General features: G+C 56.8%; 25 protein-coding genes and 1 other RNA gene. 12 read left to right on the top strand and 14 right to left on the bottom strand.

Features of this window, described 5'->3' with window-relative positions:
* The 6 genes from frr to AC2FGE_RS06295 form a co-directional block, all read right to left on the bottom strand.
* Nucleotides 1-564: a ribosome recycling factor gene (frr, locus tag AC2FGE_RS06320; protein ID WP_496818366.1), complete on the bottom strand. Its 564-nt coding sequence runs from the start codon at nucleotides 562-564 to the stop codon at nucleotides 1-3.
* Nucleotides 565-743: 179 nt separating this feature from the next.
* Nucleotides 744-1,739: an acryloyl-CoA reductase gene (gene acuI, locus AC2FGE_RS06315; RefSeq protein WP_496818365.1), complete on the bottom strand. Its 996-nt coding sequence runs from the start codon at nucleotides 1,737-1,739 to the stop codon at nucleotides 744-746.
* 105 nt (nucleotides 1,740-1,844) lie between these two features.
* The gene (locus AC2FGE_RS06310) at nucleotides 1,845-2,948 is read right to left on the bottom strand and encodes a dimethylsulfoniopropionate demethylase (protein WP_496818364.1); all 1,104 of its coding nucleotides are present in this window, start codon (nucleotides 2,946-2,948) and stop codon (nucleotides 1,845-1,847) included.
* Entirely contained in the window at nucleotides 2,949-3,476 is a 528-nt protein-coding gene (locus tag AC2FGE_RS06305; protein WP_496818363.1) for a DinB family protein, read from the bottom strand. It lies immediately after the preceding gene.
* Nucleotides 3,476-4,180 carry a DUF1326 domain-containing protein gene (locus tag AC2FGE_RS06300; protein ID WP_496818362.1) on the bottom strand — a complete coding sequence of 235 codons (705 nt, stop codon included), beginning with the start codon at nucleotides 4,178-4,180 and terminating at the stop codon, nucleotides 3,476-3,478. Before AC2FGE_RS06300 ends, AC2FGE_RS06305 begins: the two co-directional genes overlap by 1 nt.
* Nucleotides 4,181-4,184: 4 nt before the next feature.
* Complete coding sequence (locus AC2FGE_RS06295) at nucleotides 4,185-4,976, bottom strand: DUF2182 domain-containing protein (RefSeq protein ID WP_496818361.1); 792 nt, start codon at nucleotides 4,974-4,976, stop codon at nucleotides 4,185-4,187.
* An 86-nt stretch (nucleotides 4,977-5,062) separates the two neighbouring features.
* Here AC2FGE_RS06295 and AC2FGE_RS06290 point away from each other — a divergent pair, with 86 nt between their 5' ends.
* From AC2FGE_RS06290 to AC2FGE_RS06260, 7 genes are all read left to right on the top strand, one after another.
* The gene (locus tag AC2FGE_RS06290; protein ID WP_496818359.1) at nucleotides 5,063-5,794 is read left to right on the top strand and encodes a FadR/GntR family transcriptional regulator; all 732 of its coding nucleotides are present in this window, start codon (nucleotides 5,063-5,065) and stop codon (nucleotides 5,792-5,794) included.
* An 80-nt stretch (nucleotides 5,795-5,874) separates the two neighbouring features.
* Complete coding sequence (locus AC2FGE_RS06285; protein ID WP_496818358.1) at nucleotides 5,875-6,237, top strand: DUF4345 family protein; 363 nt, start codon at nucleotides 5,875-5,877, stop codon at nucleotides 6,235-6,237.
* 36 nt (nucleotides 6,238-6,273) lie between these two features.
* Nucleotides 6,274-6,621, top strand: a transfer-messenger RNA (tmRNA) gene (gene ssrA / locus AC2FGE_RS06280).
* Between the two features lie 102 nt (nucleotides 6,622-6,723).
* Complete coding sequence (locus AC2FGE_RS06275; RefSeq protein WP_496818357.1) at nucleotides 6,724-7,155, top strand: ester cyclase; 432 nt, start codon at nucleotides 6,724-6,726, stop codon at nucleotides 7,153-7,155.
* A 129-nt stretch (nucleotides 7,156-7,284) separates the two neighbouring features.
* Nucleotides 7,285-8,100, top strand: a complete 816-nt coding sequence (locus AC2FGE_RS06270) for a chromate resistance protein ChrB domain-containing protein (protein WP_496818356.1) — start codon at nucleotides 7,285-7,287, stop codon at nucleotides 8,098-8,100.
* Nucleotides 8,097-9,350 (top strand): chromate efflux transporter, encoded by a 1,254-nt coding sequence (gene chrA, locus AC2FGE_RS06265; protein WP_496818355.1) that lies wholly within the window; start codon nucleotides 8,097-8,099, stop codon nucleotides 9,348-9,350. Before AC2FGE_RS06270 ends, chrA begins: the two co-directional genes overlap by 4 nt.
* Nucleotides 9,351-9,426: 76 nt before the next feature.
* Nucleotides 9,427-9,885 (top strand): SspB family protein, encoded by a 459-nt coding sequence (locus AC2FGE_RS06260; protein WP_496818353.1) that lies wholly within the window; start codon nucleotides 9,427-9,429, stop codon nucleotides 9,883-9,885.
* Nucleotides 9,886-9,913: 28 nt separating this feature from the next.
* On the opposite strand, the gene AC2FGE_RS06255 is transcribed toward AC2FGE_RS06260, so the two are convergent.
* The gene (locus tag AC2FGE_RS06255) at nucleotides 9,914-10,477 is read right to left on the bottom strand and encodes a hypothetical protein (RefSeq protein ID WP_496818352.1); all 564 of its coding nucleotides are present in this window, start codon (nucleotides 10,475-10,477) and stop codon (nucleotides 9,914-9,916) included.
* Between the two features lie 205 nt (nucleotides 10,478-10,682).
* Here AC2FGE_RS06255 and fumC point away from each other — a divergent pair, with 205 nt between their 5' ends.
* The 4 genes from fumC to AC2FGE_RS06235 are packed head-to-tail and all read left to right on the top strand — an operon-like array spanning nucleotide 10,683 to nucleotide 13,133.
* A complete protein-coding gene (gene fumC / locus AC2FGE_RS06250; protein ID WP_496818351.1) occupies nucleotides 10,683-12,077 on the top strand; it encodes a class II fumarate hydratase in 1,395 nt (464 codons plus the stop codon).
* Nucleotides 12,077-12,253, top strand: a complete 177-nt coding sequence (locus AC2FGE_RS06245) for a DUF4169 family protein (RefSeq protein WP_496818350.1) — start codon at nucleotides 12,077-12,079, stop codon at nucleotides 12,251-12,253. The genes fumC and AC2FGE_RS06245 overlap by 1 nt, the downstream gene beginning before the upstream one ends.
* Entirely contained in the window at nucleotides 12,250-12,471 is a 222-nt protein-coding gene (locus AC2FGE_RS06240; RefSeq protein ID WP_496818348.1) for a ribbon-helix-helix domain-containing protein, read from the top strand. The genes AC2FGE_RS06245 and AC2FGE_RS06240 overlap by 4 nt, the downstream gene beginning before the upstream one ends.
* Before the next feature lie 59 nt (nucleotides 12,472-12,530).
* Complete coding sequence (locus AC2FGE_RS06235; protein ID WP_496818347.1) at nucleotides 12,531-13,133, top strand: DNA-3-methyladenine glycosylase I; 603 nt, start codon at nucleotides 12,531-12,533, stop codon at nucleotides 13,131-13,133.
* 3 nt (nucleotides 13,134-13,136) lie between these two features.
* Here the strand turns inward: AC2FGE_RS06235 and AC2FGE_RS06230 are convergent, their stop codons facing one another.
* The 4 genes from AC2FGE_RS06230 to AC2FGE_RS06215 form a co-directional block, all read right to left on the bottom strand.
* Complete coding sequence (locus tag AC2FGE_RS06230; protein ID WP_496818346.1) at nucleotides 13,137-14,018, bottom strand: fructose bisphosphate aldolase; 882 nt, start codon at nucleotides 14,016-14,018, stop codon at nucleotides 13,137-13,139.
* Between the two features lie 70 nt (nucleotides 14,019-14,088).
* Nucleotides 14,089-15,438 (bottom strand): cytochrome P450, encoded by a 1,350-nt coding sequence (locus tag AC2FGE_RS06225; protein ID WP_496818345.1) that lies wholly within the window; start codon nucleotides 15,436-15,438, stop codon nucleotides 14,089-14,091.
* Complete coding sequence (locus tag AC2FGE_RS06220) at nucleotides 15,435-16,649, bottom strand: hypothetical protein (RefSeq protein WP_496818344.1); 1,215 nt, start codon at nucleotides 16,647-16,649, stop codon at nucleotides 15,435-15,437. The genes AC2FGE_RS06225 and AC2FGE_RS06220 overlap by 4 nt, the downstream gene beginning before the upstream one ends.
* Before the next feature lie 55 nt (nucleotides 16,650-16,704).
* The gene (locus AC2FGE_RS06215; RefSeq protein ID WP_496818343.1) at nucleotides 16,705-17,457 is read right to left on the bottom strand and encodes a cytochrome c biogenesis CcdA family protein; all 753 of its coding nucleotides are present in this window, start codon (nucleotides 17,455-17,457) and stop codon (nucleotides 16,705-16,707) included.
* Nucleotides 17,458-17,562: 105 nt separating this feature from the next.
* Here AC2FGE_RS06215 and AC2FGE_RS06210 point away from each other — a divergent pair, with 105 nt between their 5' ends.
* Nucleotides 17,563-17,796, top strand: a complete 234-nt coding sequence (locus AC2FGE_RS06210) for a sulfurtransferase TusA family protein (RefSeq protein WP_496818770.1) — start codon at nucleotides 17,563-17,565, stop codon at nucleotides 17,794-17,796.
* 59 nt (nucleotides 17,797-17,855) lie between these two features.
* Here AC2FGE_RS06210 and AC2FGE_RS06205 read toward each other — a convergent pair whose 3' ends face one another.
* From AC2FGE_RS06205 to AC2FGE_RS06195, 3 genes are all read right to left on the bottom strand, one after another.
* Nucleotides 17,856-20,585: an Rne/Rng family ribonuclease gene (locus AC2FGE_RS06205; RefSeq protein ID WP_496818769.1), complete on the bottom strand. Its 2,730-nt coding sequence runs from the start codon at nucleotides 20,583-20,585 to the stop codon at nucleotides 17,856-17,858.
* Nucleotides 20,586-21,097: 512 nt separating this feature from the next.
* Nucleotides 21,098-22,432 carry a sigma-54-dependent transcriptional regulator gene (locus tag AC2FGE_RS06200; protein ID WP_496818342.1) on the bottom strand — a complete coding sequence of 445 codons (1,335 nt, stop codon included), beginning with the start codon at nucleotides 22,430-22,432 and terminating at the stop codon, nucleotides 21,098-21,100.
* Between the two features lie 11 nt (nucleotides 22,433-22,443).
* A complete protein-coding gene (locus AC2FGE_RS06195; protein WP_496818341.1) occupies nucleotides 22,444-24,222 on the bottom strand; it encodes a sensor histidine kinase in 1,779 nt (592 codons plus the stop codon).
* Nucleotides 24,223-24,229 lie beyond the last annotated feature (7 nt).

Below are 24,229 nucleotides of genomic sequence, written 5' to 3'. Positions count from 1 at the left end.
TCAGACCTGCATGATTTCGGACTGCTTGGTCTCAAGCGCTGCATCAACAGCCTTAATCATCGCATCCGTCAGGTCCTGAACTTCGCTTTCCCAGAACTTCTGGTCATCCTCGGACATGCCGTCCGATTTGGCCTTTTTGATCTGGTCCATCCCGTCACGGCGCACATTGCGGATCGAAACCCGCGCGCTTTCGGCGTACTGCCCCGCAACCTTCCCCAGCTCGCGGCGGCGTTCTTCGTTCAGTTCCGGGATCGGCAACATGATGATCGTGCCATTCAACTGAGGATTGATCCCCAAACCACTTTCGCGGATCGCTTTTTCGACTTTGCCTACAAGGCCTTTGTCCCAGACATTGACCGTTACCATCCGCGGTTCCGGCACATTGACCGTGCCAACCTGGTTGATCGGTGTCATCGACCCATAGGCGTCCACCATCACCGGTTCCAGCATCGAAGCCGAGGCCCGACCCGTCCGCAATGATGCAAATTCTGTTTTGAGGTTGGACATGGCGCCATCCATGCGGCGTTTCAGATCATCGGTGTCCAGTTCGAAGTCGTCAGACATGCTGCTCACTCCCCGTCTTCAAGTGCTGTTTGGATGGGTCTTACGCCATCACATTTGGGATGTATAGCAATCATGGGCAGGAATTGCGGCAATGACCAGCAGAGTTTCGGTCGTTTTCGCCAGCTTTTAATCAGCAAGGGCAGGCCCATAACATGACCTGCCCTTACCGTGGTATCAAATCAGGCGTTGACGTCGACCACAACGCGCCCTTTAACCTGACCTTTCAGGATATCTGCGCCAAGTGTTGGCAGATCAGACAAGGTTGCGGGATGCACCATCGCCTCAAGCTTCTCCATTGGCAGATCGCTTGCGATCCGCTGCCAGGCCCGAACGCGGTTGTCATAGGGCTGCATCACACTGTCGATGCCCAACAGGTTCACGCCGCGCAGCAGGAAGGGAATCACCGTGGTTGGCAGGGCCGCGCCGCCTGCAAGACCCACAGCCGCGACCGAACAGCCATACTTCATCTGACCCAAGACGCGCGCAAGCATGTCACCGCCAACGGCATCAATACACCCGGCCCAGGTTTCGCTTTCCAACGGGCGTTTGGTGGTTTCATTGAGCTCTTCGCGCGGTACAATCGTCGTTGCCCCCAGCGATTTCAAATAATCCCCAGTCTCGGGTCGCCCGGTTACAGCCGCAACCTCATAGCCAAGCTGCCCCAGGATCGCGGTCGCCACTGACCCAACACCACCCGCGGCCCCTGTTACCAGCACAGGCCCGTGATCCGGTGTCAGCCCATGATCTTCCAGCGCCATGACGGCCAGCATCGCGGTAAAGCCCGCCGTACCAACCGCCATCGCCTGCCGTGCATCCAGACCGTCCGGCAAGGGAACCAGCCAATCGGCCCGCGCATTGGCTTTCTGTGAATACCCACCCCAATGAGCCTCTCCCACACGCCAACCAGTCAGAACAACCTTGTCGCCCGGCTTGTAGCGGTCGTCCGATGAGGCCTCGACCGTTCCGGCATAATCGATCCCTGGCACATGTGGGTAGTTCCGGACCAAACCACCCCCTTTCGGCGACAGGCACAGCCCGTCCTTGTAGTTCACCGTCGAATACTCAACGGCAACGGTCACCTCGCCATGCGGCAGATCTTCGGTCGAAAATTGCTTGACCGAAGCGTTCGCCAGGCCGCTTTCTTCATCCTTATCCATCACCAATGCATTGAACATATTCATAGTCCTTTCGTTCTCTCTGGCCCGGCCCATCATTTCACCTGGCCCAAAATATCCCGGGGGAGTCGCGCAGCGACGGGGGCAGAGCCCCCTTCCCCCGTGTCAGATCCAAAAATGCCCCTGTACCGTTGCGTTCCGCATCCCATCAGGCGTTTCCACCTCAAGCTTGGTTCCTGTGTCCCAATGGCTCAATCGCATCATCCCAATGGAAACATTGGTCGCGAAATCAGGTGACCAGGCAGACGATGTCACCTGACCGACCTGTTTTCCGTCTGCATAAACGGGCCAAGGCTCCACGCAGGGCGGTACCGCGTCGCCCTCAATCGCAATCGGGCGAATTTGCTGCACCGGGCCTTCCTTGGCAACGCGCAACAAAGCGTCCCTGCCGACACAGCCAATCGCCGTATGCGTATTGCAGAACTTGCCCAATCCGCATTCATGCGGCGTGTTGTCGTCTGTCATGTCATTGCCATAAGACAACAACCCGCCCTCGATCCGTTCGATCAGGTTCGGGCACCCTGCGCGCACCTGCAAATCTTGGCCCGCATCAAAAATCGCATTCCACAGCGGCATCCCGATATCACCACCCTCGACATAAATCTCGAACCCGCCCTGCTTGGAATAACCCGAGCGGGCAACGGCCAGATCGCGCCCCTCGAATTCAAACATATCGAATTTGAAGAACCGAATATCGCGCACCCGGTCCCCGAACACCCGCGCCAACAACTCTTCGGCCTTGGGCCCCTGAATGGCCAGAGGTGATACGTCCGGCTCATCCACCAACACGTCCAGCCGGTAGCCATTGGCCAAGCCTTTGACCCACAACAGCAAATCGCTGTCAGCGATGGATATCCACCAGCGATCTTCAGACAGTTTCACCGCCACCGGATCGTTTAGCATACCGCCGGTCTCATCCACGATAGGCACATAGTAGCACTGCCCCGGCAGCATGCCCCGCAGATCGCGCGGCGTCAGCATCTGCATTAGTCGCGCAGCGTCCGGCCCGCGCAGTTCCACTTGTCGCTCGCAGGAGACATCCCAAACCTGCACATGGGACTTAAGATGACGGTAGTCTGCCTCGACGCTTTCGAACACCGTCGGCAACAGCATGCGGTTATAGACCGTATAGCCTTTGACCCCTGCGGCCTCGACACCTTCCGAGAATGGTGTGCGCCGCAGACGGCGAGACAACGATATTTGCGGCATTCAGCCCTCCGTTGGCATGAAACACAGATCGCTGACCGGCGCGCCAGAGCCGGTCTCGGTCAGCATTTTGTGTAACTGACCGCGGTGATGCGTCTGATGGTTGAAAAAATGCATGATGCATTGCGCGTAAGGCAATGTAACGTCGGCTTCTTTTGACGTCGAATACCAGGTAAACAGCCCTGATATGGGATCATTTCCCAGCGTCTCTGCCCAGTCTGAGATACGGGTGTCCATAGTGTTTCGCAGGCTTAGCCAGCTTTCCAGATCAGGGCACAGATATACGCTTTCATGGATCCCGCCGCCGGGACGATGAATATTGGCCTCGGGCCCATCGCCCTTGTCGAAACGTGACATCCAGATCCAATCGCCCCAGAGAAGATGGTTCGCGGTACCCAGGATCGAGCCGAAGAACGCGCCGCGTTCGCGGGTCAACTCTTCTTCGGTAAGCGCCTCAAGGAACTCTGACAACTGGTTGTTTTGCCAATGATTATACCGCGCCATTTCTTGGGCGTAGGCTCCGGTGATCATCACTTTGGTCCATGCCAGTCGATGGGGCAAATCTCGGCGGATTTGCCTCCGAAATCCCAAACGCGACCATAGTCCCGAACCTTGGATTTCAATCCACGCGCAACGATGATATCCGGCCCCATCCAGTATTTCGAATTCGAGACCATCACCGGATGTTCGGGGTCTTTCCCGGCCAGCATTTCAATCTCGCCCTGAATTTTACGGCCGATCACAATCCGGCGCTTGGTCCCATCGCGTTCGATCTGGACCGGAGCACGCTCGGCCCCGATAATCTCGCTCACCAGCATGGTAAACAAGCCCGTAGTGCCGCCCGCTTGACCGCTGAATATCTGCAGCAACCCGTTATAGGCCTTGCCGCTGGCGCGTTCGTCAACATAGGCGGCAACCTTCCATTGCCCCTCGCCCATGCGACCGGGAATATCGACCAGCAGACCCACGTTCAGACCGCTGAGGTCTTCGCCCTCGTAATGCCCCTCGTCGATGATCACGCCCATCCACGCATGGCAATGGCCCTCGGTCGGGGGATGTGCGCCCAGTGAGACAACACAAGGACAAAACACATCGCAGGAACAGTTCAGGATCAGCTCGCCTTTGATGCCCCACTCCGTCGGGCTCATCTCGCGCCGCTTGGGATTGGGCATCCGACTGTCGATCCGCTGGCTGATTGGCAGCCTATCGGCATCAATCTTTCTGTTCTTAGCCATTCGCTTATCCTCCGTAGTTCAAGGGGAACGCCAGCAACAGCACACCACCTGCAATTAATAGAAACCCCATGGGCCGCGTCACGCGATGCCCGATTTGGGGAAGTTTCTCCAACACCATGAACACCGTCGCCAGACCCATCCAAAGCAAGCTCATGACGCCACCGACGAAGCCAAGCACCATGAAGCCCCAGCAACATCCGACACAGAACGCACCCAAGCCCAAGCCCATACGCACACCGCCGGTGAAGCCTGTTTTCCAATGTCCCAGAAAGTAAGTCATTGGTGCGTGGCACACCCCATGACACACCTCTTTTACGCGTGAGAACTGGAATGCACCGACAACAATCATCAACCCACCGGCGACCCAGCCGGATTTGGCAATCCCCAGCATATCGACCACCCCGCCGAACAGCAAAATAAGCTGAATCCCTGTAATCAGAGCCGCAAACCCAACCCAGACAACCGCGTACCCGGCCAGAACACCCAGCCACCCGGCACGCGTTCCGTTGGCGCTGTGGATCAGATCATCATAGCTGCGCAGGGTTGGAACCAAGGTTGGCAGCATCATCGCGGCCATCATGATGGCCCACATCCAGAACAGCGGAGCGAACTCTGCCATGGGCATGTACATGTCCATCCGCGGGTCCATCGCCGCCATGGCCTGCCCCATTGGGCCGGGCCGACCGATCCAATCCAGATCCATCTCGCGGCTCATCGAAAACATTATCCACCACGCCCATAGAATGGCTGCGTAAAAGCCCAGCCATGTTCCAGTGCGTAGAACCGCGCGACTCATGCGCCCCTCCCGACTCAGTCCTTGCAATTCAAATGTCAGACTTTTAAATGTCAGACAAATAAAATCTGACCCTCAGGCGTGCAGACATGAAGATCGACCCTCAGAAACCAGCTGATTTGTCGGCCCAAATCGCGCAGGCCATCAGGGACGCGATCGTATCCGGCCAATTGATTGTCGATGAGCGTCTGCCGTCGGAATCAGAGCTTGCAGAACAATTTCAGGTGTCGCGCCCGACCGTGCGTGAGGCACTGAAACGACTGGCGGCACAGTCTCTGATCAGGACCCAGCGCGGCGCGACCGGCGGTGCCTTTGTCAATCGACTCAGCTTTGAGGATGCCTATTCTCAGCAAATCACCACCTCGACATTGCTTTTGTCGATGAATGCAGTGCGGTTCGATACGGCGTGTGAGGCGCGGTATGCGCTGGAACGCGCCTGCGCACCCTTGTCGGCGAAGCGTCGCACGGCGGACCAACTGGCCACGATGCGGGCCGAGATTTTTCGACAAGCCCAGCCCGGTCTGACAGACGAAGCGTTCTGCGCATCAGATGTGGCTTTTCACCGGGCGCTTGTCGATGGTGCTGGTAATCCGGTTCTGTCCTATCAGCTGGCTGGCGCGGTCGAGGCCATGCAGCCCTTGATGAACATGATCACCTTTACTGCCCGATCCCGCGAAGCGATCATAGAATATCATTTGAAAATTGCAGATGCGCTGGAAGCCATGAACGCTGAAACCGTCGATTCCGCATTGGTCGAACTGGAAACCTATACACGGCAACTGGCCCAGGATGTGGCCGAACGCAAACGCAAACCCGCCTGATCAAACAATACCTTTCCTTTACCTTTCCTTTGCAAACCAACAGATTATCTGTAGCAGACAGTATTATTTCTGAGGCCGACATGATCACCACCCTGAACGTAATTGCCGCGTTGCTTACTATTGGCTTTGGCCTTTTCGGGTTTCTGGCCCCGGCCTATACGGCCAACGCGTTAGATCTTGCGCCCACGAACAGCAACATGGGGTTAAGCGAGCTACGCGCTTCGGTCGGTGGGCTGTTTGTCGTCACCGGGATCGCGGTGATCTGGCTGAACGCACCGATGGCCTATGCCATGCTGGGCGTGGTCTATGCCGGGGCCGCATTGGGGCGGTTCGTGTCTCTAGTGCTGGACAACCCACCGTTTGTTAAAGCCGCGACGTTTGGTGGAATCGAACTTGTGTTGGCGATCTGGCTGATTGCAGCGAACTTCAACAAAGCTGCGTAACATACTGTAAAATAATGGACAGCCTTCATTCATTCAGGATTTGCAACCCGAAGAAACCTCACCTATATAGGGTATGTCCTTCGGGACTATGGACATAAACGCGCTCGTAATAAGCGGATCGGACCCGGGGGCGGTACCCGGCGGCTCCACCAACCATCCTTCGTTTGAGGATTTTGGGGCCGAAATAGGATCGACGAACGTCTAAAGGGGTTAGCTTTGTCTCGGCTGTCTGCCACCGTTACCGGCGAAACTAGTACAATTGCAAACGACAATCGTGCTCCGGTTGCAGTTGCTGCGTAAGCAGTAGCAAGACCGAAACTTAAGCCCTTGCGCCTAGCCGCGTAAGGCGGGGTTCGCAGGTACCTGGCAACAGAAACCTGCATTTCCAATTCATCTTATGTCTGAGTTTAATTCTTTTTCTGCGCAGATTTAGAGTTTCTTCATTCCTTTTGCTCACTGTCGTCTCAAACAGATAGGAGAGCCGGGATGACTCATACAGATACACTCAAAGCCTGGTATGCCGAGGTTTGGGAACAAGGAAACACCGATGCGATTGATCAGTATTTCGCGCCCGACACAATGGCAGAAGGGTTGATCCCTGAAATGCAAGTCGGTGCGGATGACTTCCGTGATCTCGTCATGGCCTTTCGGCATATTCTGGGCGAGATTTCAGTTGAGATGCCCAAGATCATCGAAAACGGTGATTGGGTATCGGCAATCCTTCATGTCAAAACCTTCCGCGCCGACAATGGCGCCCCGCTGGAGGTGACAGGTCAGGTGATGGCACGCTTCAAAGGTGACAAGATGGTTGAGGCTTATAACCAGTTCGATTTTGTCTCTCTTTTCGAACAGCTTGGTCAGTTCCCAGAGGATACGCTGCCGGTATGCATGACGGGGCAGCGATTGGATTGGGTTTAAATCTAACCCGCACAATCTTGACCCTTTGGCCGCTTGCACGTTAGCAAGGGCCATGGGGTAAGATTGCGAACGCCCCGTGAGGCGCAAGCCCAAGTTTCGCATGTATCCGAGATTGCAAGGAAACATGCTATGGCATCGCCAAACTCCATTACCCCAAAGCAACTGTTGCGCTTGATTGGAACACCCCAAGCTCCGATGCTTGTGGATATCTGCCTGGACGCAGATTTTGAGGCCGACCCCTATCTGATCGCCGGGTCAGCCCGTCATCCAGCCACTGATATTGCCGGCCTCATTCAACGTGTGTCGAATAGCCCCAGCGTGATTATCTGCCAAAAAGGAAAGAAACTCAGCCAAGGGGTCGTTTCATGGCTGCGCAGTGAAGGCTGTGCCGCAGAATATCTTGAAGGTGGCATGTATGGCTGGCGCGACCTTCCCGAAAGCCTGCGCATCCCTACTACGTCCTTGCCGTCCGTCCTCAACGGTCACACAGTCTGGGTCACACGCCATCGGCCCAAAATAGACCGCATCGCCTGCCCCTGGTTAATCCGGCGTTTTGTCGATCCGAAGGCCAGGTTTTTATTCGTCGCACCCTCCGAAGTGGAAAGCGTTGCAGAGAAATTCAACGCAACACCGTTTGATATCGAAAACACATTCTGGAGCCACCGAGGCAACAGCTGTACATTCGACACACTACTGGACGAGCTGCGCCTGCGGTCGGATGCTTTGGACCGGCTTGCGACAGTTGTGCGGGCCGCGGATACCAATCGCCACGACCTCGCCCCCGAGGCTGCCGGCTTGCTGGCCGTTTCGGTTGGCCTGTCCCGGCAGTACCGCGACGATCACGAAAACCTGACGGCGGGAATGCATCTGTATGATGCGCTCTATCGCTGGGCCCGCGACGGGTTTGACGAAACCCACGATTGGCCGACGGACCGGAAGTCATGACACCAACGCTCCGCGAACTGATTGGCGTGTTCGGCAGGATCGGGTTGCTGTCCTTCGGGGGGCCAGCGGCTCAGATCTCGCTGATGCATCAGGAACTGGTCGAGCGCAGACCCTGGCTGGACGAGCAAACCTACCTGAGAGCCTTGTCGCTGTGCATGTTGTTGCCGGGGCCCGAAGCCATGCAGCTTGCCACTTATGCAGGTTGGAGGCTGCGCGGCGTCACAGGCGGTTTGATCGCCGGAACCCTGTTTGTGTTGCCCGGTGCTGCGGTCATTGCTGTTCTGGTTATGCTTTATGCGGCGTTCGGTAATCTACCTTTGGTTCAGGCTGGTTTTCTTGGGATCAAGGCCACGGTGATCGTCATTGTTCTGCAAGCCCTTCGGAACCTGTCGCGCAAGGCTTTGTCGGATAGGCAGCACCGCGTCCTCGCCGGGTTGGGGTTCCTGGGGATATTCCTGTTCAACATACCGTTTCCGCTGATTATTCTGGCAGCGGCCTGTTGGGGTTATGCCTCATTCAAAGGCGCAGCACCGCAGGAGGTGACAGCCCCTGCTCCGACCCTTGCCAATCCCTTTCGCACTGCCGCGATCTGGCTAACGCTGTGGCTGAGCCCACTGTTCGCGCTGTCGCTGTCCGGGCACCAATTGCTTAGCGATTTGGGCTGGTTCTTTGCCCGTCTTGCCGTTGTGACCTTTGGCGGGGCCTATGCTGTGCTGGCCTACATGACCCAGACAGTCGTCGACCAATACAACTGGATCAGCACAGGTCAGATGATTGACGCGCTGGGCCTTGCAGAAACCACCCCAGGCCCGTTGATCCTGGTTACGCAGTTTGTGGCTATGCTGACGGGTCAAATCAGCGGTGGGCTCTCTCTGGCACTTGCTGCGGGTGCGGTGGCGCTTTGGGCGACTTTTGTGCCTTGCTTTCTTTGGATTTTCCTGGCTGCCCCCTATCTGGATCGGCTCGCGGAGAGGCCTAGACTGGCCGCAGCGTTGCAGGGAATCACGGCTTCGGTCGTGGGTGTGATTCTGAACTTGTCACTGTGGTTTGCCCTGAATGTTCTGTTCCGGGACGTGTCCCAGATTCAATGGGGGCTGCTTTCGCTTCCGGTTCCCGCCCTTGGGTCATTGGACATCACAGCGCTGTTGCTGGCCAGTGCCGCTGCGGTCTTGGTTTTTAGGATAAAATTGGGAATGGCAGCGGTGTTATCGATCATGATGGGCGCTGGAATTTGCCTGCATCTTCTTTGATCAATCCATCAATTCCGGCTCTTTCGTTTCCCATCAAAACGCCTATGCTAGGGACGACCACTTTCGAGGATACCCCATGTCGCAAGACATTGACTATGGAAACCTAATGCACACCGCCATGCGCGGTCTTATCAAAACTGTTCTGACCGATGTGTCCGAAACCGGGCTGCCCGGTGCCCATCATTTTTTCATCACCTTCGACACTCGCGAACCGGGTGTTCAAATCGCGGACTGGCTGCATGATCGCTATCCCGAAGAGATGACAATTGTCATGCAGCATTGGTTCGAAAACCTTGAGGTCGGGGATACTGGTTTTGCCATCACGCTGAATTTCGGCGACGCGCCCGAACCGCTGTATATCCCTTATGCGGCGATCAAAACCTTTGTTGACCCTTCGGTTGAATTTGGCCTGCGCTTTGAAAGCCCCGAGGATGAGCTGGATGAGGATGATCTGGTCGAAGAATCGATCGAGGTTGAAGACCTCGAAGAACATCACAACGCTGATGTGGTCTCGCTGGACAGCTTCCGTAAATAGTCTTCTAAACCCCGCCGCAACGCGGGGTTTACTGCTTTTTCAGGAAGGTTTCAACCGAGCGAGATTTCTGACCATCGATAAAGCGCGAGAATGACAGGTTCAGACCGCCTTCAGCAAGTGTCCGGTCATATTGTTGAAGTTCGTACCCGCCGGATTCATTGATAAACAGTGAAAACACAGTCAGAGTATCGCCTTCGATCCGACCCCAGACAAAGGGCTCGCCCTGCATCGGATCCAATGGCACCTCATGCCCGAACACATTGCGTTTCATCGCAGCTGAGAACACATCCGGCCGATCCGAGGCACGGAAATCGATCGAGAATTTTTGCTCCTTCACGCGCCCGTCAAGCTTATAGGTCGTGGTTTTCCAACTGACATTAAAACCGTTTCTGGTCTCATGGATGGAAACGCTCATATCGCGCGGGGTTGATGTGCCATCTGTATCGACCACATTTGCGGATCCGATGTAGTCACCGATGAAGGGCTCGATTTCAGCGGACTGAGCGACACTGCTGAATAGCGCGAACCACAGTGTTGCGACCAAAGCCGCCGCGATGGATTTCAAGGGCATAAACCGTATGGAACCGGGCATCTCGTCCTCCTCGACCGAAGCCTGTTTATTCTAGCTAAGCAGGCCCAGGGCACAATGGCACAAAACCACGGGGCATAAACAAAATGACGCAGTCCGGCGCTATACCTTTGGCAGCCATAGGGCTAAGGTGCGCGCAACTGGCCGATTGCGCGATACGCTTATGGCAGCTAAACGGCATACGACTGCATACCAGACGGAGTACCCGATGTCTCAGACCCGCACCGAAACCGATAGCTTTGGCCCGCTTGAGGTTCCTGCCGACAAATATTGGGGCGCACAGACGCAGCGCTCGATCATGAACTTCCCCATCGGGTGGGAAAAACAGCCCGTGGCCATCGTGCGGGCGCTGGGCGTGATCAAGAAAGCCTGCGCAACCGAGAATAAGGCAACCGGCAAGCTGGATGCCAAGATCGCCGATGCGATCATCCAGGCCGCAGGTGAGGTGATTGAAGGCAAGTTTGACGACAACTTCCCTTTGGTCGTGTGGCAGACTGGATCGGGCACGCAATCGAACATGAACTCAAATGAGGTCATCGCCAACCGCGCCATCGAGATTCTGGGCGGCATTATCGGCTCGAAAGACCCTGTGCACCCGAACGATCACTGCAACATGGGCCAGTCGTCGAACGATACATTCCCCACCGCCATGCATATCGCCACGGCCATGAGCGTGCGTGATGTTCTGCTGCCCGGCCTTGAGAAGCTGGCATCGGGCTTGGAACAAAAGGCCGAAGAATTCAAAGACATCATCAAGATCGGCCGGACTCATACACAGGATGCGACGCCCCTTACATTGGGTCAGGAATTTGGCGGGTACGCCCATCAGATCCGTCAGGGTATTGCCCGCGTTCATGCCGCGATGCCCGGGATTTATGAGCTGGCGCAGGGCGGAACGGCGGTTGGCACCGGCCTGAACACGCAGAACGGCTGGGGTGAGGCAGTGGCCGGGCATATGGCCGAGATCACCGGCCTGCCCTTTGTAACCGCTCCGAACAAGTTCGAGGCGCTGGCCGCCCATGACGCCATGGTCTTCTTGTCCGGTGCTTTGGCGACGATTGCCGGTAGCTGCTACAAGATCGCCAATGACATCCGTTTTCTGGGCTCTGGCCCCCGGTCCGGTCTGGGTGAGCTGATCCTGCCCGAGAATGAGCCCGGCTCGTCGATCATGCCTGGCAAAGTAAACCCGACACAAGCCGAGGCACTGACACAGGTCGCGGCCCATGTGATGGGCAACAACGCCGCGATGACCTTTGCCGGATCGCAGGGGCATTTCGAACTGAACGTCTACAACCCGATGATGTCTTACAACCTTCTGCAGTCGATCCAATTGCTGGGCGATGCCGCCGACAGCTTTACAGAGCGTATGCTGCTGGGCATCAAGGCCAACGAGCCGCGGATCGACAAGCTGATGAAGGAATCGTTGATGCTGGTGACGGCATTGGCCCCGACGATCGGCTATGACAACGCCACCAAGGTTGCGAAAACCGCGCATAAGAACGGCACGACGCTTAAGGAAGAGGCCATCGCGCTGGGCTTTGTCGATGAAGAAACCTTTGACGCCGTCGTGCGGCCCGAACAGATGATTGGCCCGAAAGACTGATGGGTAAGCCGGTCAATCTGAACCGGTATCGGAAAGAGAAAGCACGGGCCGAGAAAAAGGCCCGTGCAGATCAAGACGCAGTCGCCTTTGGGCGCACCAAAGCTGAAAAAGAGGTCGTGAAACTGCAGCAGGATAAGCAGAAACGCGATCATAACAATCATGAGTTGGATGAATGAGCGGTCGCCCCGTCAAACGCTCTTTGACTCTCAAAGGGCACCGCACATCGGTGTCTTTAGAAGATGAATTCTGGCGTGCCTTTCGGGACATTGCGCTTGAAAAAAATCAACCAATCAACGCCTTGGCGGCCGATATTGATGTCGAGCGTGACCCGGAAACGGGTCTCGCTTCGGCCATTCGCGTATTTATCCTCAACTGGTATCGCAACAAGCTTTGATCCTTGCCAGCCCTGCGCTAATCGGTATAGCGTCAGATAGGAACAAAAAGAGTACATGCATGAGCGACACATTTATCGGCCCGGATGGTAATCCCAGATGTGCCTGGGCCAAGGCCGCGCCGGAGTTTTTGGAGTATCACGACAATGAATGGGGATACCCCGTGGCCGATGACCAACGGTTGTTCGAAAAAATCTGCCTCGAAAGCTTTCAATCTGGCCTCAGCTGGCTGACGATCCTGCGCAAGCGCGAGAATTTTCGCGCGGCTTTTTGTGGCTTTGATTTCAACAAGATGGCGGCGTTTTCTGATGCAGATGTCGAGCGTCTGATACAAGACACTGGCATCATCCGCCATCGTGGCAAAATCGAAGCCGTGATCAACAACGCCCGCCGCGCGCAGGAACTGGTGGCCTCCGAAGGCTCCTTTGCGGCCTATGTCTGGCGGTTCGAGCCTCAGACCCCTCCGCCACCGCAAACCGCCTCAACATCAGCGGAATCCATCGCTATGTCGAAGGATTTGAAGAAACGCGGATGGAAATTCGTGGGGCCCACGACAGTTTTTGCGTTTATGCAGGCGATGGGATTGATCAATGATCACGCCGAAGGCTGCGCCTTGCGCAAAAAAGCGGCGCAGATGCGCCGCGATTTTGTCAAACATATCTAGTACTTAGCAGGAAGCGTTAAAAATCTTGTCGATGTTCCCGCTCAGGGCTGCGTTGAACTCCGCATCAGACTGTTGCTTTGACAGCCCTTCGGTCAGCGCGCGCGAGAAGGACGCGATCATCTTACCGTTCTGCCCCAGCAGATCACAGGCCTGTTCGGTCGAGTAGCCGCCAGACAGGGCAACAACACGTACAACACGCGGGTGATCCGCGACCGTATCATACAAACCCGCAACGCTGGGGATCGTCAGCTTCAGCATCACATCCTGACCTACATCCAGCTGGTCGAGGTTCTTGAAGATTTCAGCCTTCAGAAGGTCTTCGGCCTCGGCCTTGGTCTCGGAATGGATGTTCACCTCGGGCTCGATGATCGGAACCATTCCAGCGGCCAGAACTTCGCGTGCAACGTCGAATTGCTGCGCGACCACGGCTGCGATACCCTCGGCGTTTGCCTCATGAATAACCGATCGTTCCTTGGTGCCGAACACACCGTCTGCCTTGCCCAGAGTTTCAGCGAGACCCGGAATCGGTTTCATCAACTGAACACCGTTTGCCTGATCTTCCAGGCCTTTGTCGATTTTCAAAAACGGTACGATGCCTTTGACCGACCACAGGTAATCAGCCACTTTCCGGCCTTCGATCTGCTCACCCAGCGTGCGTTCAAACAGGATCGCGCCAATCACTTTGTCCTTGGTGAAATCATTCGCCAGAATGATCCGCGCACGCATCTTCTGGATTTCCCCGAACATCTCTTCGTCCGAACCATAGTGCGAAGCATCCACGCCATAAAGCGCCAGCGCTTTTGGTGTTGATCCACCGCTTTGATCCAGTGCTGCGATAAACCCTGCGCCTGTGGACATCTGCGCGCGCTGTTCTGCCTTGGACATAATGCTTTCCCGTTCAAACCTGATTCCGTTGTCCTTCGAATACAGTACGGCGTAGGGGGATGGTAGTTTGTTAGCGCTCAACCAAGCGCAACCAGATACCATCCTTTGATCTGACGGTCAGATGTGCGACGGGAACAGGCGTTTTGCCGGGGATTGTTTCGAATTTGTAGGTGCGCAGCAGCATAGACAGGATCAACGGCCCCTCGACCATCGCAAACCCGGCACCTGTGCAAACGCGGGGACCGGCCGAAAAGGGAATGTAAGCCTCTCGCTGACAGGTCTTGCCATTCTCGGTGTTCCAGCGGGCGGGGTCGAACGCATCCGGATTGTCCCATAACCTTTCCTGTCGATGCAGATGCCAGGGGCTGATGACGATTTGTGAGCCTTTGCGAACCTCGCGGTTGCGGAACTGTTCGGGGCACGTGTTCTGTCGCACCATCATCGGGACAGGCGGATAAAGGCGCAGCGCCTCGCGAAAGACATCCCTGCTGATCTTGAGGCGTGACATGGCCGAGAATGTAGCATCGTCCAGCGCCTTGGCCTCGGATGCGAGTTTCTCCTGCCATTCGGGATAAAGCGCCATCAGGTAGAGAGCCCAAGCCAGGGCCGAGGCACTGGTTTCATGCCCCGCCAGAAAGAAGATCGCAACCTGATCGACCATTTCATCAGTACTGAACCGCTCACCCGTGACCGGATCAGATGTGGTCATGATTTTCGTGACCAGATCATCCGGGGCCTGCCCCTGTTTGATCGCGTTGGCCCGTTCTGATGTCAGCCGACCAATCAGAGCGCGTATATCCCGCGCATTACGGCGGGTGCTCCTGGAATGAAACCGTGGCAGCCAACGCGGCAAAGGCACAAAGGCGGCCAGGTTCAACAAAGGTTGTGCACGTTGATAGGCGCGGAACTTCTGAAAGACCTCTGTGGCGATTTCATTCTCGATCGGCACGGAAAACAACGTGCGAAAAATCACATCGGCTGCGGCGTGGCTGGTGATTTCCTCACATTCGATCTGCTGACCTGTGTGGTTGCGCAGCCGATCCACGCAAGCCTCAGCCGCAGCGCGCATCGCCGGAAAGGTATCTTTCAGACGGCCACCTTCAAAGGCCGGATCAATAATGCGTCGCTGGCGTTTCCACGTCTCGCCATTGGTCAGGAATACTGAGTTCCCCAATAAGGGCTTTAACCCTTCGCTGATCCGGCTGGATTTCGGAAAATCATCCGGTCGCTTTTTGAGAACCGTATCAACCAGATCAGGCTGGTTGATCATGTAGGATCGGAAGAACGGCGTGCGAAACTCAGCCATCCAGGCTCGATAGAGGCGTTGAGGTTGCGCCGAGAGCAAATCCTGCCGAAACAGTTTTAGGTAACGCCATAGCGAGACGCGATCCGGGCGGGATTTTGGCTTGGGCGGCGTCATGGAGTGACGTTTCTGTATTTGGAAACAGGGGTTTCGATGCGGGTTTTCGATGGTTGTCGGTCTGCGAACCGCGCACCCAGCGTCTGTGGCCCGGCGGTAAGGCGGAAGTAGTCATAGGTGCCGGGCTGGTCGAACGCGCAGAGATACTGAAAATGCAGTCGGAAAAACCTCCAGCGCAGCGCGTGCCAGCGCGCGGGTGAAAGCGTTTGTGTGAAGGCCGCTGATAGGACCAAAGGCCAGATCTTATCCGGCCCGGCAACGCCGCTGACCGCGACCGGATCACAAAGCGCAAAGGAACACCCATCTCCGGGGGCCGAGACATCCACCCAGGTCACCGTGTCTTGCGTTGAAAGAAACCGCAGATCGCCCCGCAGTTTCGTGGCATCAGGTAGGAAAGAAACCATAGGGACCACCTGCCCCAGGCTCAGGAATGACAGAGTTGGACCGCGCCGCGCGCCCTGGTTGGTACGGATGACATCGGCCAGGACTGACACGCCCAAATGCGCTCCGGAGCTGTGGCCGACGATCAGAACCTCATCCACATCGTCCTGCAAGGAAGCACTGATCAACGCGGCGAATTCATCCAGACGCTGTTGCAACTCGGCCGGTGTTTCCCCGTTCAACCGCGCGGAATAAGCGTAGTCATGCATCAGGTAGTAGGCAAACAGGCGATTGTCGATCTTTCGGAACCAGCGCAGCAGCGCATAGGCGACTGCAAGTGCGGGCAATAACGCCCACGCACCAATCCAGATCTGCAGCAGCGCGATTGTAACGGCCGCAACGCCAAATGCAGCAAGCAGTTGCAAAAGCAGCATCCCGACAGGATAAAGCGCTGCAATCACCGGCCCTTTTCGAAGCTTGCGCAGACGCCGCAATGTACCAGTCGAAATGTAAATCCAGGCCGTGCTGGCAAGCTGTAGATAGGTCTCCAAGATCGACCCGGACATGCTGTCACGAACGATATCGGACCAGACCAGAACCTCGAACTCTGTCTTTACTTCAACCCCGTCTTGAGTTGAGGTGACTTGCCAGCCAAAAGGCCCATCGCCCGATTTCGGCGCAATTGCGATGTCATATCCCGAAATCTCGGCCTGCTGCTGGGATTCGGTCCGATACAGCTCTCGATAGCGTCGGGCAGGAATCGGGTCGTAGCCAGGGATGTAGAACACCCGCCGCCTGCGCACCTGTGGCTGTTTTGTCTGACTGCTCATGGCCTTACCTTCTGCTGCGCAGGTTAACGCAGCATTGCGGCCAAGGTAAGATGGATCAGCCCAGTACCGCCAGCGCCGGGAAGGTTTCCAGCAGCCACCAGCTGAATTCGGTGAACAGACCGGTGATCAGCATGATTCCGACGAACAGCAATAGCCCACCCATCACTTTCTCAATCGTACCCATATAGGGTTTGATCCGGTTCATCACGCTCATCGAGCGGTTCAGGAACATCGCGGCCAACAAGAACGGAATACCCAGGCCCGCCGCATATACGCCCAGCAGAAGCGTGCCGCGTGCCACCGAAGCCTCGGACGCGGCCAGCGACAGGATCGCGCCAAGCTGCGGGCCGATGCAGGGTGTCCAGCCAAAGGCAAAGGCAAGACCCAATATGTAGGCCCCAAACACGGATCCTCCGGAATCACCTGTTTCGACCCGCGCCTCACGATCCAGAAGCGGGATACGGAACACGTTCAGGAAATGCAGGCCAAAGATGATCACCACCGCGCCCGAAGCTTTGGCAAAAAGCTCCTGATTCTTCAGAACAAATGCCCCAAAGGCCGAAGCGGTGAACCCCAGCAACAAAAAGACGGTCGACAAACCCAACACAAAGAACAGCGCAGATAGCGTGGCTTTGCGCCGGGCACGCGCCTCATCCTGCATCTCGTTGATGGTCACACCGCTCATATAGGCCAGATAGGGTGGCACAATCGGCAATACGCAGGGCGACAAAAAGCTGATCAACCCGCCGATCATGGCGATGAACATGGCGGGTAGAAGTCCCGCGTCGATGATATCTATTCCGAACATAGACCAGCACATATGTTATGCAGGCGGCTTCGTCACGGGGCCATTCGGTCACAACCTCGTGGTTGCATGCTGGACACCATGACAAAGTCGAAATATCTGACCCATATGTCACATCCAACCGAGACCCTTGATGCCTTGGGGCTGCTTTGCCCGTTGCCCGTGCTGAAGGCACGCAAGCGGCTGAAATTCATGGCAGATGGCGCGGTGCTGCGCGTGTTGGCCGATGATCCGGCCGCAGTCATCGACATTCCTCATTTCTGTGCCGAGAGCGGCCATAAGCTGATCTCACAAGGTGAAGAGGACGGGCAGCAGGTCTATCTGATTCGGAAACAAGGCTGATTATAGCCCGGCCCCGGCAATGAAAAAGGCGGGCACATTGCCCGCCTTTTCTGTTTGGTTTAGCCGCCCAGCGACCACCAGCCGCGCCGTTTGGGCTTGGCAGGGTCGCTCGGTTGCTCTGGCTCTTCCGCAACGGTTTCCAAAACGGGCTCGGCCTGGACTTCTTCGGCCGCGGGTTCTGTGACCTCTTCGGCAGAAACGGGGTCTTCAGCTTCCATTTCAGCTTCAGCCTGTTCCGGCTCAGGCGCTGCCGGAGCAGGCGCGTCTTCGACCACTACTTCGGCTACTTCTAGCTCTGTCGCAGGTTCTGATGGCTCAACCGATGTATCCTCTGTCGATTGCACTTCAGGATCTTGCTGAACCCCAGCATCCGCTACCTCGACCTCCGCCGCAACAGGTTCGACGTCTTTTTTCTTGCGGCGTGGCGACCGGCGGCGCTTCGGCTTGGCCGGTTTTTCCTCTTCACCTGTGGTCTCCGAGTCTTCCTGAGCGCTTTCCTCGGTGCTGTCTTCCAAAGGCGCGTCATCGGCGGCTGCATCGGACGCGTCATTATCCCCATCCTGCTGCTCGGATGTGCTGCCGCCCTTCTTACGGCGACGGCGGCGACGTTTGCGCTTGGGCTTGACCTCTTCTTCGGCCTGAACGGTTTCTTCCTCGACCTCGTCCTCATCGGTCTCATCGACCAAATCCATCAGCGACGCATCGACGGATACAACCGGGGCTGTCGCCTCGGGCACGATCCGACTGGCCGTCTTGAATTTCTCCATCGAGAAATCCGGGCTGACCAGATGCAGATCCCCTTCGATACGCACCGAAAGGCCATAACGGGCCTCGATCTGAGCGATATGCTCGCGCTTTTGGTTCATCAGGAAGTTGGCAATGCCAACCGGGCAGCGCACCAGAACCTCGCGTGAGCGGCGGCGGGTGCCTTCCTCTTCGATCTGACGCAGGATCGACAGCGCCATATTGTCGTCCGACCGGATCAGACCGGTGCCATGACAATGCGGGCACGGCTGCGTGGTCGCTTCCAGCATGCCGGGGCGCAGACGCTGGCGCGACATCTCCAACAGTCCAAAACCAGAAATGCGGCCCACCTGAATGCGTGCACGGTCGGTTTTCAGTTTGTCTTTCAGGCGCTTCTCGACAGCCGAGTTATTCTTGCGCTCGTCCATATCGATGAAGTCGATCACGATCAGACCCGCCAGGTCGCGCAGGCGCAACTGGCGTGCCACCTCTTCCGCAGCCTCAAGATTGGTCTTCAGCGCCGTTTCCTCGATCGAGCCTTCCTTGGTCGCCCTCCCTGAGTTCACATCGACCGCCACCAGCGCTTCGGTTACGCCGATCACGATATAGCCACCCGATTTCAGCTGCACGGTCGGGTTGAACATCCCCGCCAGATAGCTTTCCACCTGATAGCGCGCGAACAGCGGCAGCGCATCCTCATACCGTTTCACGTTCTTGGCGTGAGACGGCATGATCATCTTCATGAAGTCCTTAGCGATGCGGTAACCGCCTTCGCCTTCGACCAGAACCTCATCAATATCGCGGTTATACAGATCCCGGATCGACCGTTTGATCAGGTCGCCTTCTTCATAGATCTTCGCAGGCGCGATGGATTTCAGCGTCAGCTCGCGGATCTGCTCCCACAGACGCTGCAAATACTCATAGTCGCGTTTGATCTCGGACTTCGTGCGCTTGGCCCCCGCGGTCCGGATGATCAATCCAGCACCTGTTGGCACGTCGATCTCAGCGGCGATTTCTTTCAGTTTTTTCCGATCAGGTGCATTGGTGATCTTACGGCTAATGCCGCCGCCACGGGCCGTGTTGGGCATTAGAACACAGTAACGACCGGCCAGCGACAGGTAGGTGGTCAGCGCCGCACCCTTGTTGCCGCGCTCTTCCTTGACAACCTGAACCAGCAGAACCTGACGGACCTTGATGACTTCCTGAATTTTGTACCGGCGCGGGCGGGGTTTGCGTGGCGGTCGAATATCTTCGCTGTCATCCTCGTCAGCCACAGATTCGATGGATGCGTCTTTTTCAGTCGCATCCGATCGCGCCTCACCCTCTTCACCTTCATCGGTATCCGAGTCAGTTTTTTCCTCTTCGGTTTCGCTGGAAGGCTCCGCCTGTTCGGGTTCCGCGGGCTCCTCGACATCCGTTACCGCCTCACCCTCGGACACCTCCTCCGGCGCAGCGTCTTCCACCACCTCTTGCGCAGCCTCTTCGACAGCCATGTCATCAGAGGTCTCAACGTCATCAACCGGTTCTTCAACGGGTGTTTCGGTAACACGATCCGCCGGCGAAGTTCCTTCCTCAACCGACAGATCCGCTTCTTCACCGTCTTCCAGATCGATGGTTTCCATGCCGGTCGGTTCGTTCGACACTTCAATCGACTCGACCGCATCGTCGGATTTCACATCCGCCGCCTTGGTCCGCGAGCGACGGCGCCTTTTCGGCTTGACCTCCTCCGCCTCATCCCGGGCCTTCATGGCCTCGGCATAAGCGCGCTCTTCCTCCATCAGCGCCTCACGGTCGGCGACGGGGATTTGGTAGTAATCGGGATGAATCTCGGAAAACGCCAGGAAACCATGCCGGTTCCCACCATAATCCACAAAGGCCGCCTGCAGCGAAGGCTCGACCCGTGTTACTTTTGCAAGATAGATGTTGCCAGCAAGCTGGCGTTTGTTCTCGGATTCAAAGTCGAACTCCTCGACCTTGTTTCCGTCGACCACCACGACGCGGGTTTCCTCCGCGTGGGTGGCATCGATAAGCATTTTCTTAGCCATGTGTCCTTGGTGCACCGCGCCAAACGCGTTGTCCTGACCTGTCCAGGCGGACAGGCGCATTTGGGAAGGTGTCTTGTCAGAGCGATATCAGACGGCGCGCGGCAGGGTCTGGCGCTTTGGCCCCCTGCCCGGTCTTTCAAACGTTGCGCGCGCGTCATCGCGGTTCTTCTCCGACAGGCGCGGCTCACCGCTGCCTGCCCATTTATTCCTTTCGCCCGACGCATCGGGCTCAGGCACTCCACTGCCCCATGTAACGGGGCACAATCGGTCTGCTTTGCGATGAAAACCAACGTTCACCTTTGGCAAAACAGCGAAACTCAAAAAATCGGGGCTTAAAGACACGAAAAAGGTCCGGCCCGTCCGGACACAATAAAAGCAGTCCTGTGGAAAACACAATGGGCAAACTGCATCCCGCCCGCCAACACAGCGCAGGATCCCCTTCATCTGGCCAAAAATATCTCGGGGGTGAATTGAGCCGGAGGCTCAAGAGGGGGCTGGCCCCCTCTCTTCCTTTACAAATAATCCGATCGTTGAAGACCGTATTTCGCCATCTTCTCGTTCAACGTCCGGCGCGGAAGGCATAGCTCATCCATGACCGACGCGATCGATCCCTTGTGGCGGCGCATCGTGTTGTCGATCAGCATCCGCTCAAACGCTTCGACATATTCCTTCAAAGGCTTGCCTTCGGTGGTCATCACCGGCTGCATTTCCTCGTGATCCGACATCAACAATGACGCAATCGTCCCCGACCCCCGCCGCGATTGCAGCACCGCACGCTCAGCAATGTTGATCAATTGACGCACATTCCCTGGCCAAGGGGCCTGCAACAGTTGCGCGGCTTCCTGTGCACTGACCTGCGGTGAATCACAGCCATATTCCTCGGCAAACTGCTCGCTGAGACGGGTAAACAGAGTCAGGATATCCTCACCCCGCTGGCGCAAAGGCGGCATAGTGATCCGCAGAGCTGCCAGCCGGTAAAACAAATCAGGGCGCAGCACGTCTTCGCTGGTCTTTCCAGCCTCTTGCAGGTTCGAAATCGCTACGATGCGCGTTTCTGCCGGGGTGCCCTGTTCGTTCATCACGCTTAGTAAGCGCGCCTGCAGCGTATCGCTCAACGCTTCGACGTCTTCCAGAACCAGTGTTCCACCGCGCGCCTCTTCAATCGCGGGCAATTGGGCGTCCTCGGGCATCATCGGGCCAAACAGGCGTTTGGACAAAGCCTCTTCTTCCAGTGCCGCGCAGGAAACCAGAACAAATTTCTTGCCCGCCCGGCTACCCACCGCATGTAAAGCATGCGCAACAAGGGTTTTACCTGTCCCGGTTTCTCCGTCGATCAGCACGTGACCATCGGCTTGACCAAGATCCAGAATATCCTCGCGTAACCGCTCCATCACGGGGCTGGCCCCGATCAGTTTGTTCATGATCTGCGTGCCGCCTGATAGCTCTCGACGCAGGGCCCGGTTGTCCAAGGTCAAACGGCGGGCATTGCTGGCCCGCTTCGCCAATTCCGACATACGGTCCGGGTTAAAGGGCTTCTCAAGGAAATCGAACGCGCCAACGCGCATCGCTTCAACCGCCATGGGCACGTCCCCGTGACCGGTGATCATGATGACCGGCAGAGTGCTGTCTGCCCCCATCAACTTCTTCAGCAATTGTATGCCGTCCATGCCCGGCATTTTGATGTCCGAGATCACAATCCCCGGATATTCGGGGCCCAGAACCTTCAGCGCGTCCTCGGCGCTGGCAAAGGTTTCGGTGTCATACCCCGACAATGCCAGCCATTGGCTGATCGACTGGCGCATGTCCTGTTCATCATCCACAATGGCGATCTTCATGGCTTGGGCCATAGTCTTCCCTTTTATTCTGCGGCCTCAAGGCCGTCACTGCCCAAAATGGGCAATTGCATTTCAAACACCGCGCCGCCGTGCTGGCCGTTGCGCGCAGTCAGCCGTCCGCCATGGTCGTTCACGATCCCGGACGAGATGGCAAGCCCCAGCCCGACGCCATCGCCGGGCTGCTTGGTAGTATAGAACGGCTCGAACAGGTTCTCGATATCATCGATCCCATAGCCATTGTCGCGCACGGTCAGCACCGCCGTATCGCCTGCAGCCAGGATAATCTCCACATCCGGCTCAGCCACCGATTTGGTAGCGTCGAGCGCATTGCGCAACAGGTTAACCATGACCTGTTCGATGCGCATCCGATCCCCATTCACAAGCACCGGTTCCTCGGGCAGGATCTGAGTGATCTTCACATGCCTTTGGCGCAACTGAGGTTCCATCATCGACAGTGACGAAGCTAGTGCTTCTCCAAGATTTACGGGTGAAAACGCATCCGCCCCTTTGCGCGCATAGGATTTCAGTTGCCGGGTAATCGCGCCCATCCGCTCGATCAGACCGTCGATGCGGCCAAAGCTGGCCAATGCCTCTTCGGGCCGATTTCGGCGCAACAGCAGCCGTGCACCGGCCAGATAAGTTTTCATTGCAGCCAGAGGTTGATTCAACTCGTGACTCACCGCTGCCGACATCTCTCCCAACGCGGCCAGTTTCGAGCTTTGGGCAAGCGTCTGTTCGGCCAAATCCAGCGTCTTTTCAACCCGTTCCCGTTCAGCAATTTCCCGCTGTAGCCTTGCGTTCAATGCGCGAAGCTCTGCCGACTCGCGCTGGAACAACGTCATCCGCAAGGTGGCCCGACGGCTGAGCGCATAGAAGGCCAGCGCCAATAGAATCGCAAATCCCATGATCTCGAGCGCCAAAACACTGTTCACCCGCTCGCGCACCGACTCGAATGTGGTGAAAGATGTCATTTGCCAGCCCCGAAACGGAATGCGTTTTTCCATCCGCATCACCGCCTCACCCTGAAGATAGGCATCCGGCGGCAGCGCGGTCCAATCCGTGGTCACGCGGATCGCGCGTTGAATGGCGCTGAGCGGCGGTTGACGCAGCATCGCCGCCTCTTCATTCAATCCGCGCCATTGTGGTTCGGTCGACAGGATGATGTTGCCCGTGCTGTCGGTGACCAGCACTGCATGCGCAATCCGCGCCCAGGCAGTTTCGAATTTCTGCAGATCGACCTCGACCACGATCACGCCGAGTATGTCCGAGTTGCCCTGGATACGGCGTGAATAGACAAAACTATAGCCACCGGCCTCACGCGGGATGACCGAGAAAATCGTCGAATTTGACCGTATCGCATCCACAAAATAAGGCGCGTTACGATGCGCCTCGCCCAGACGGTTACGATCAGTGGCGGCAACAGACCGCCCATCGCTATCCAGCAGCATCAGCGACGCAGCGCCAATCTCTTCGACAAATGAAATCAAGCGCTGGGTCGACAGCGTATAGTCGCTGGAGCGCAGGGCAGAAATCAGCGTCGGATCCCGCGCCAGCAATTGCGGCACGATGGCATTGCGGCGCAGCTCACTGACCAGGTTGCCTGAGTCGAGCGTCAGCCTGAGCTCGGCCCTGTTTCGCGTATCTTCGGTAAAGCGATCCGTCAGCAAACGGTTCGTTGTCCAGACCGTCACAACAGTGGCGGCCAAGAGCACGAAAACGGCCAGTCGCAATCTCCAGCCCAGCGGCGCGCCGCGAAAGGGTCTTAAAAGTTTGGACCAGCCAGTGCGAACCTCTGTACTCATCCCCAGA

It is taken from the genome of Ruegeria sp. YTSA075 (assembly GCF_059610245.1).
The sequence above is the reverse complement of the archived record's forward strand: the minus strand, read 5'-3'. Positions and strand labels throughout refer to the sequence as shown.

Coding starts and splice junctions, on each gene's coding strand:
- frr (WP_496818366.1), bottom strand. CDS start 564: ATGTCTGACGACTTCGAACTGGACACCGATGATCTGAAACGCCGCATG.
- acuI (WP_496818365.1), bottom strand. CDS start 1,739: ATGTTCAATGCATTGGTGATGGATAAGGATGAAGAAAGCGGCCTGGCG.
- AC2FGE_RS06310 (WP_496818364.1), bottom strand. CDS start 2,948: ATGCCGCAAATATCGTTGTCTCGCCGTCTGCGGCGCACACCATTCTCG.
- AC2FGE_RS06305 (WP_496818363.1), bottom strand. CDS start 3,476: ATGATCACCGGAGCCTACGCCCAAGAAATGGCGCGGTATAATCATTGG.
- AC2FGE_RS06300 (WP_496818362.1), bottom strand. CDS start 4,180: ATGGCTAAGAACAGAAAGATTGATGCCGATAGGCTGCCAATCAGCCAG.
- AC2FGE_RS06295 (WP_496818361.1), bottom strand. CDS start 4,976: ATGAGTCGCGCGGTTCTACGCACTGGAACATGGCTGGGCTTTTACGCA.
- AC2FGE_RS06290 (WP_496818359.1), top strand. CDS start 5,063: ATGAAGATCGACCCTCAGAAACCAGCTGATTTGTCGGCCCAAATCGCG.
- AC2FGE_RS06285 (WP_496818358.1), top strand. CDS start 5,875: ATGATCACCACCCTGAACGTAATTGCCGCGTTGCTTACTATTGGCTTT.
- AC2FGE_RS06275 (WP_496818357.1), top strand. CDS start 6,724: ATGACTCATACAGATACACTCAAAGCCTGGTATGCCGAGGTTTGGGAA.
- AC2FGE_RS06270 (WP_496818356.1), top strand. CDS start 7,285: ATGGCATCGCCAAACTCCATTACCCCAAAGCAACTGTTGCGCTTGATT.
- chrA (WP_496818355.1), top strand. CDS start 8,097: ATGACACCAACGCTCCGCGAACTGATTGGCGTGTTCGGCAGGATCGGG.
- AC2FGE_RS06260 (WP_496818353.1), top strand. CDS start 9,427: ATGTCGCAAGACATTGACTATGGAAACCTAATGCACACCGCCATGCGC.
- AC2FGE_RS06255 (WP_496818352.1), bottom strand. CDS start 10,477: ATGCCCGGTTCCATACGGTTTATGCCCTTGAAATCCATCGCGGCGGCT.
- fumC (WP_496818351.1), top strand. CDS start 10,683: ATGTCTCAGACCCGCACCGAAACCGATAGCTTTGGCCCGCTTGAGGTT.
- AC2FGE_RS06245 (WP_496818350.1), top strand. CDS start 12,077: ATGGGTAAGCCGGTCAATCTGAACCGGTATCGGAAAGAGAAAGCACGG.
- AC2FGE_RS06240 (WP_496818348.1), top strand. CDS start 12,250: ATGAGCGGTCGCCCCGTCAAACGCTCTTTGACTCTCAAAGGGCACCGC.
- AC2FGE_RS06235 (WP_496818347.1), top strand. CDS start 12,531: ATGAGCGACACATTTATCGGCCCGGATGGTAATCCCAGATGTGCCTGG.
- AC2FGE_RS06230 (WP_496818346.1), bottom strand. CDS start 14,018: ATGTCCAAGGCAGAACAGCGCGCGCAGATGTCCACAGGCGCAGGGTTT.
- AC2FGE_RS06225 (WP_496818345.1), bottom strand. CDS start 15,438: ATGACGCCGCCCAAGCCAAAATCCCGCCCGGATCGCGTCTCGCTATGG.
- AC2FGE_RS06220 (WP_496818344.1), bottom strand. CDS start 16,649: ATGAGCAGTCAGACAAAACAGCCACAGGTGCGCAGGCGGCGGGTGTTC.
- AC2FGE_RS06215 (WP_496818343.1), bottom strand. CDS start 17,457: ATGTTCGGAATAGATATCATCGACGCGGGACTTCTACCCGCCATGTTC.
- AC2FGE_RS06210 (WP_496818770.1), top strand. CDS start 17,563: ATGTCACATCCAACCGAGACCCTTGATGCCTTGGGGCTGCTTTGCCCG.
- AC2FGE_RS06205 (WP_496818769.1), bottom strand. CDS start 20,585: ATGGCTAAGAAAATGCTTATCGATGCCACCCACGCGGAGGAAACCCGC.
- AC2FGE_RS06200 (WP_496818342.1), bottom strand. CDS start 22,432: ATGGCCCAAGCCATGAAGATCGCCATTGTGGATGATGAACAGGACATG.
- AC2FGE_RS06195 (WP_496818341.1), bottom strand. CDS start 24,222: ATGAGTACAGAGGTTCGCACTGGCTGGTCCAAACTTTTAAGACCCTTT.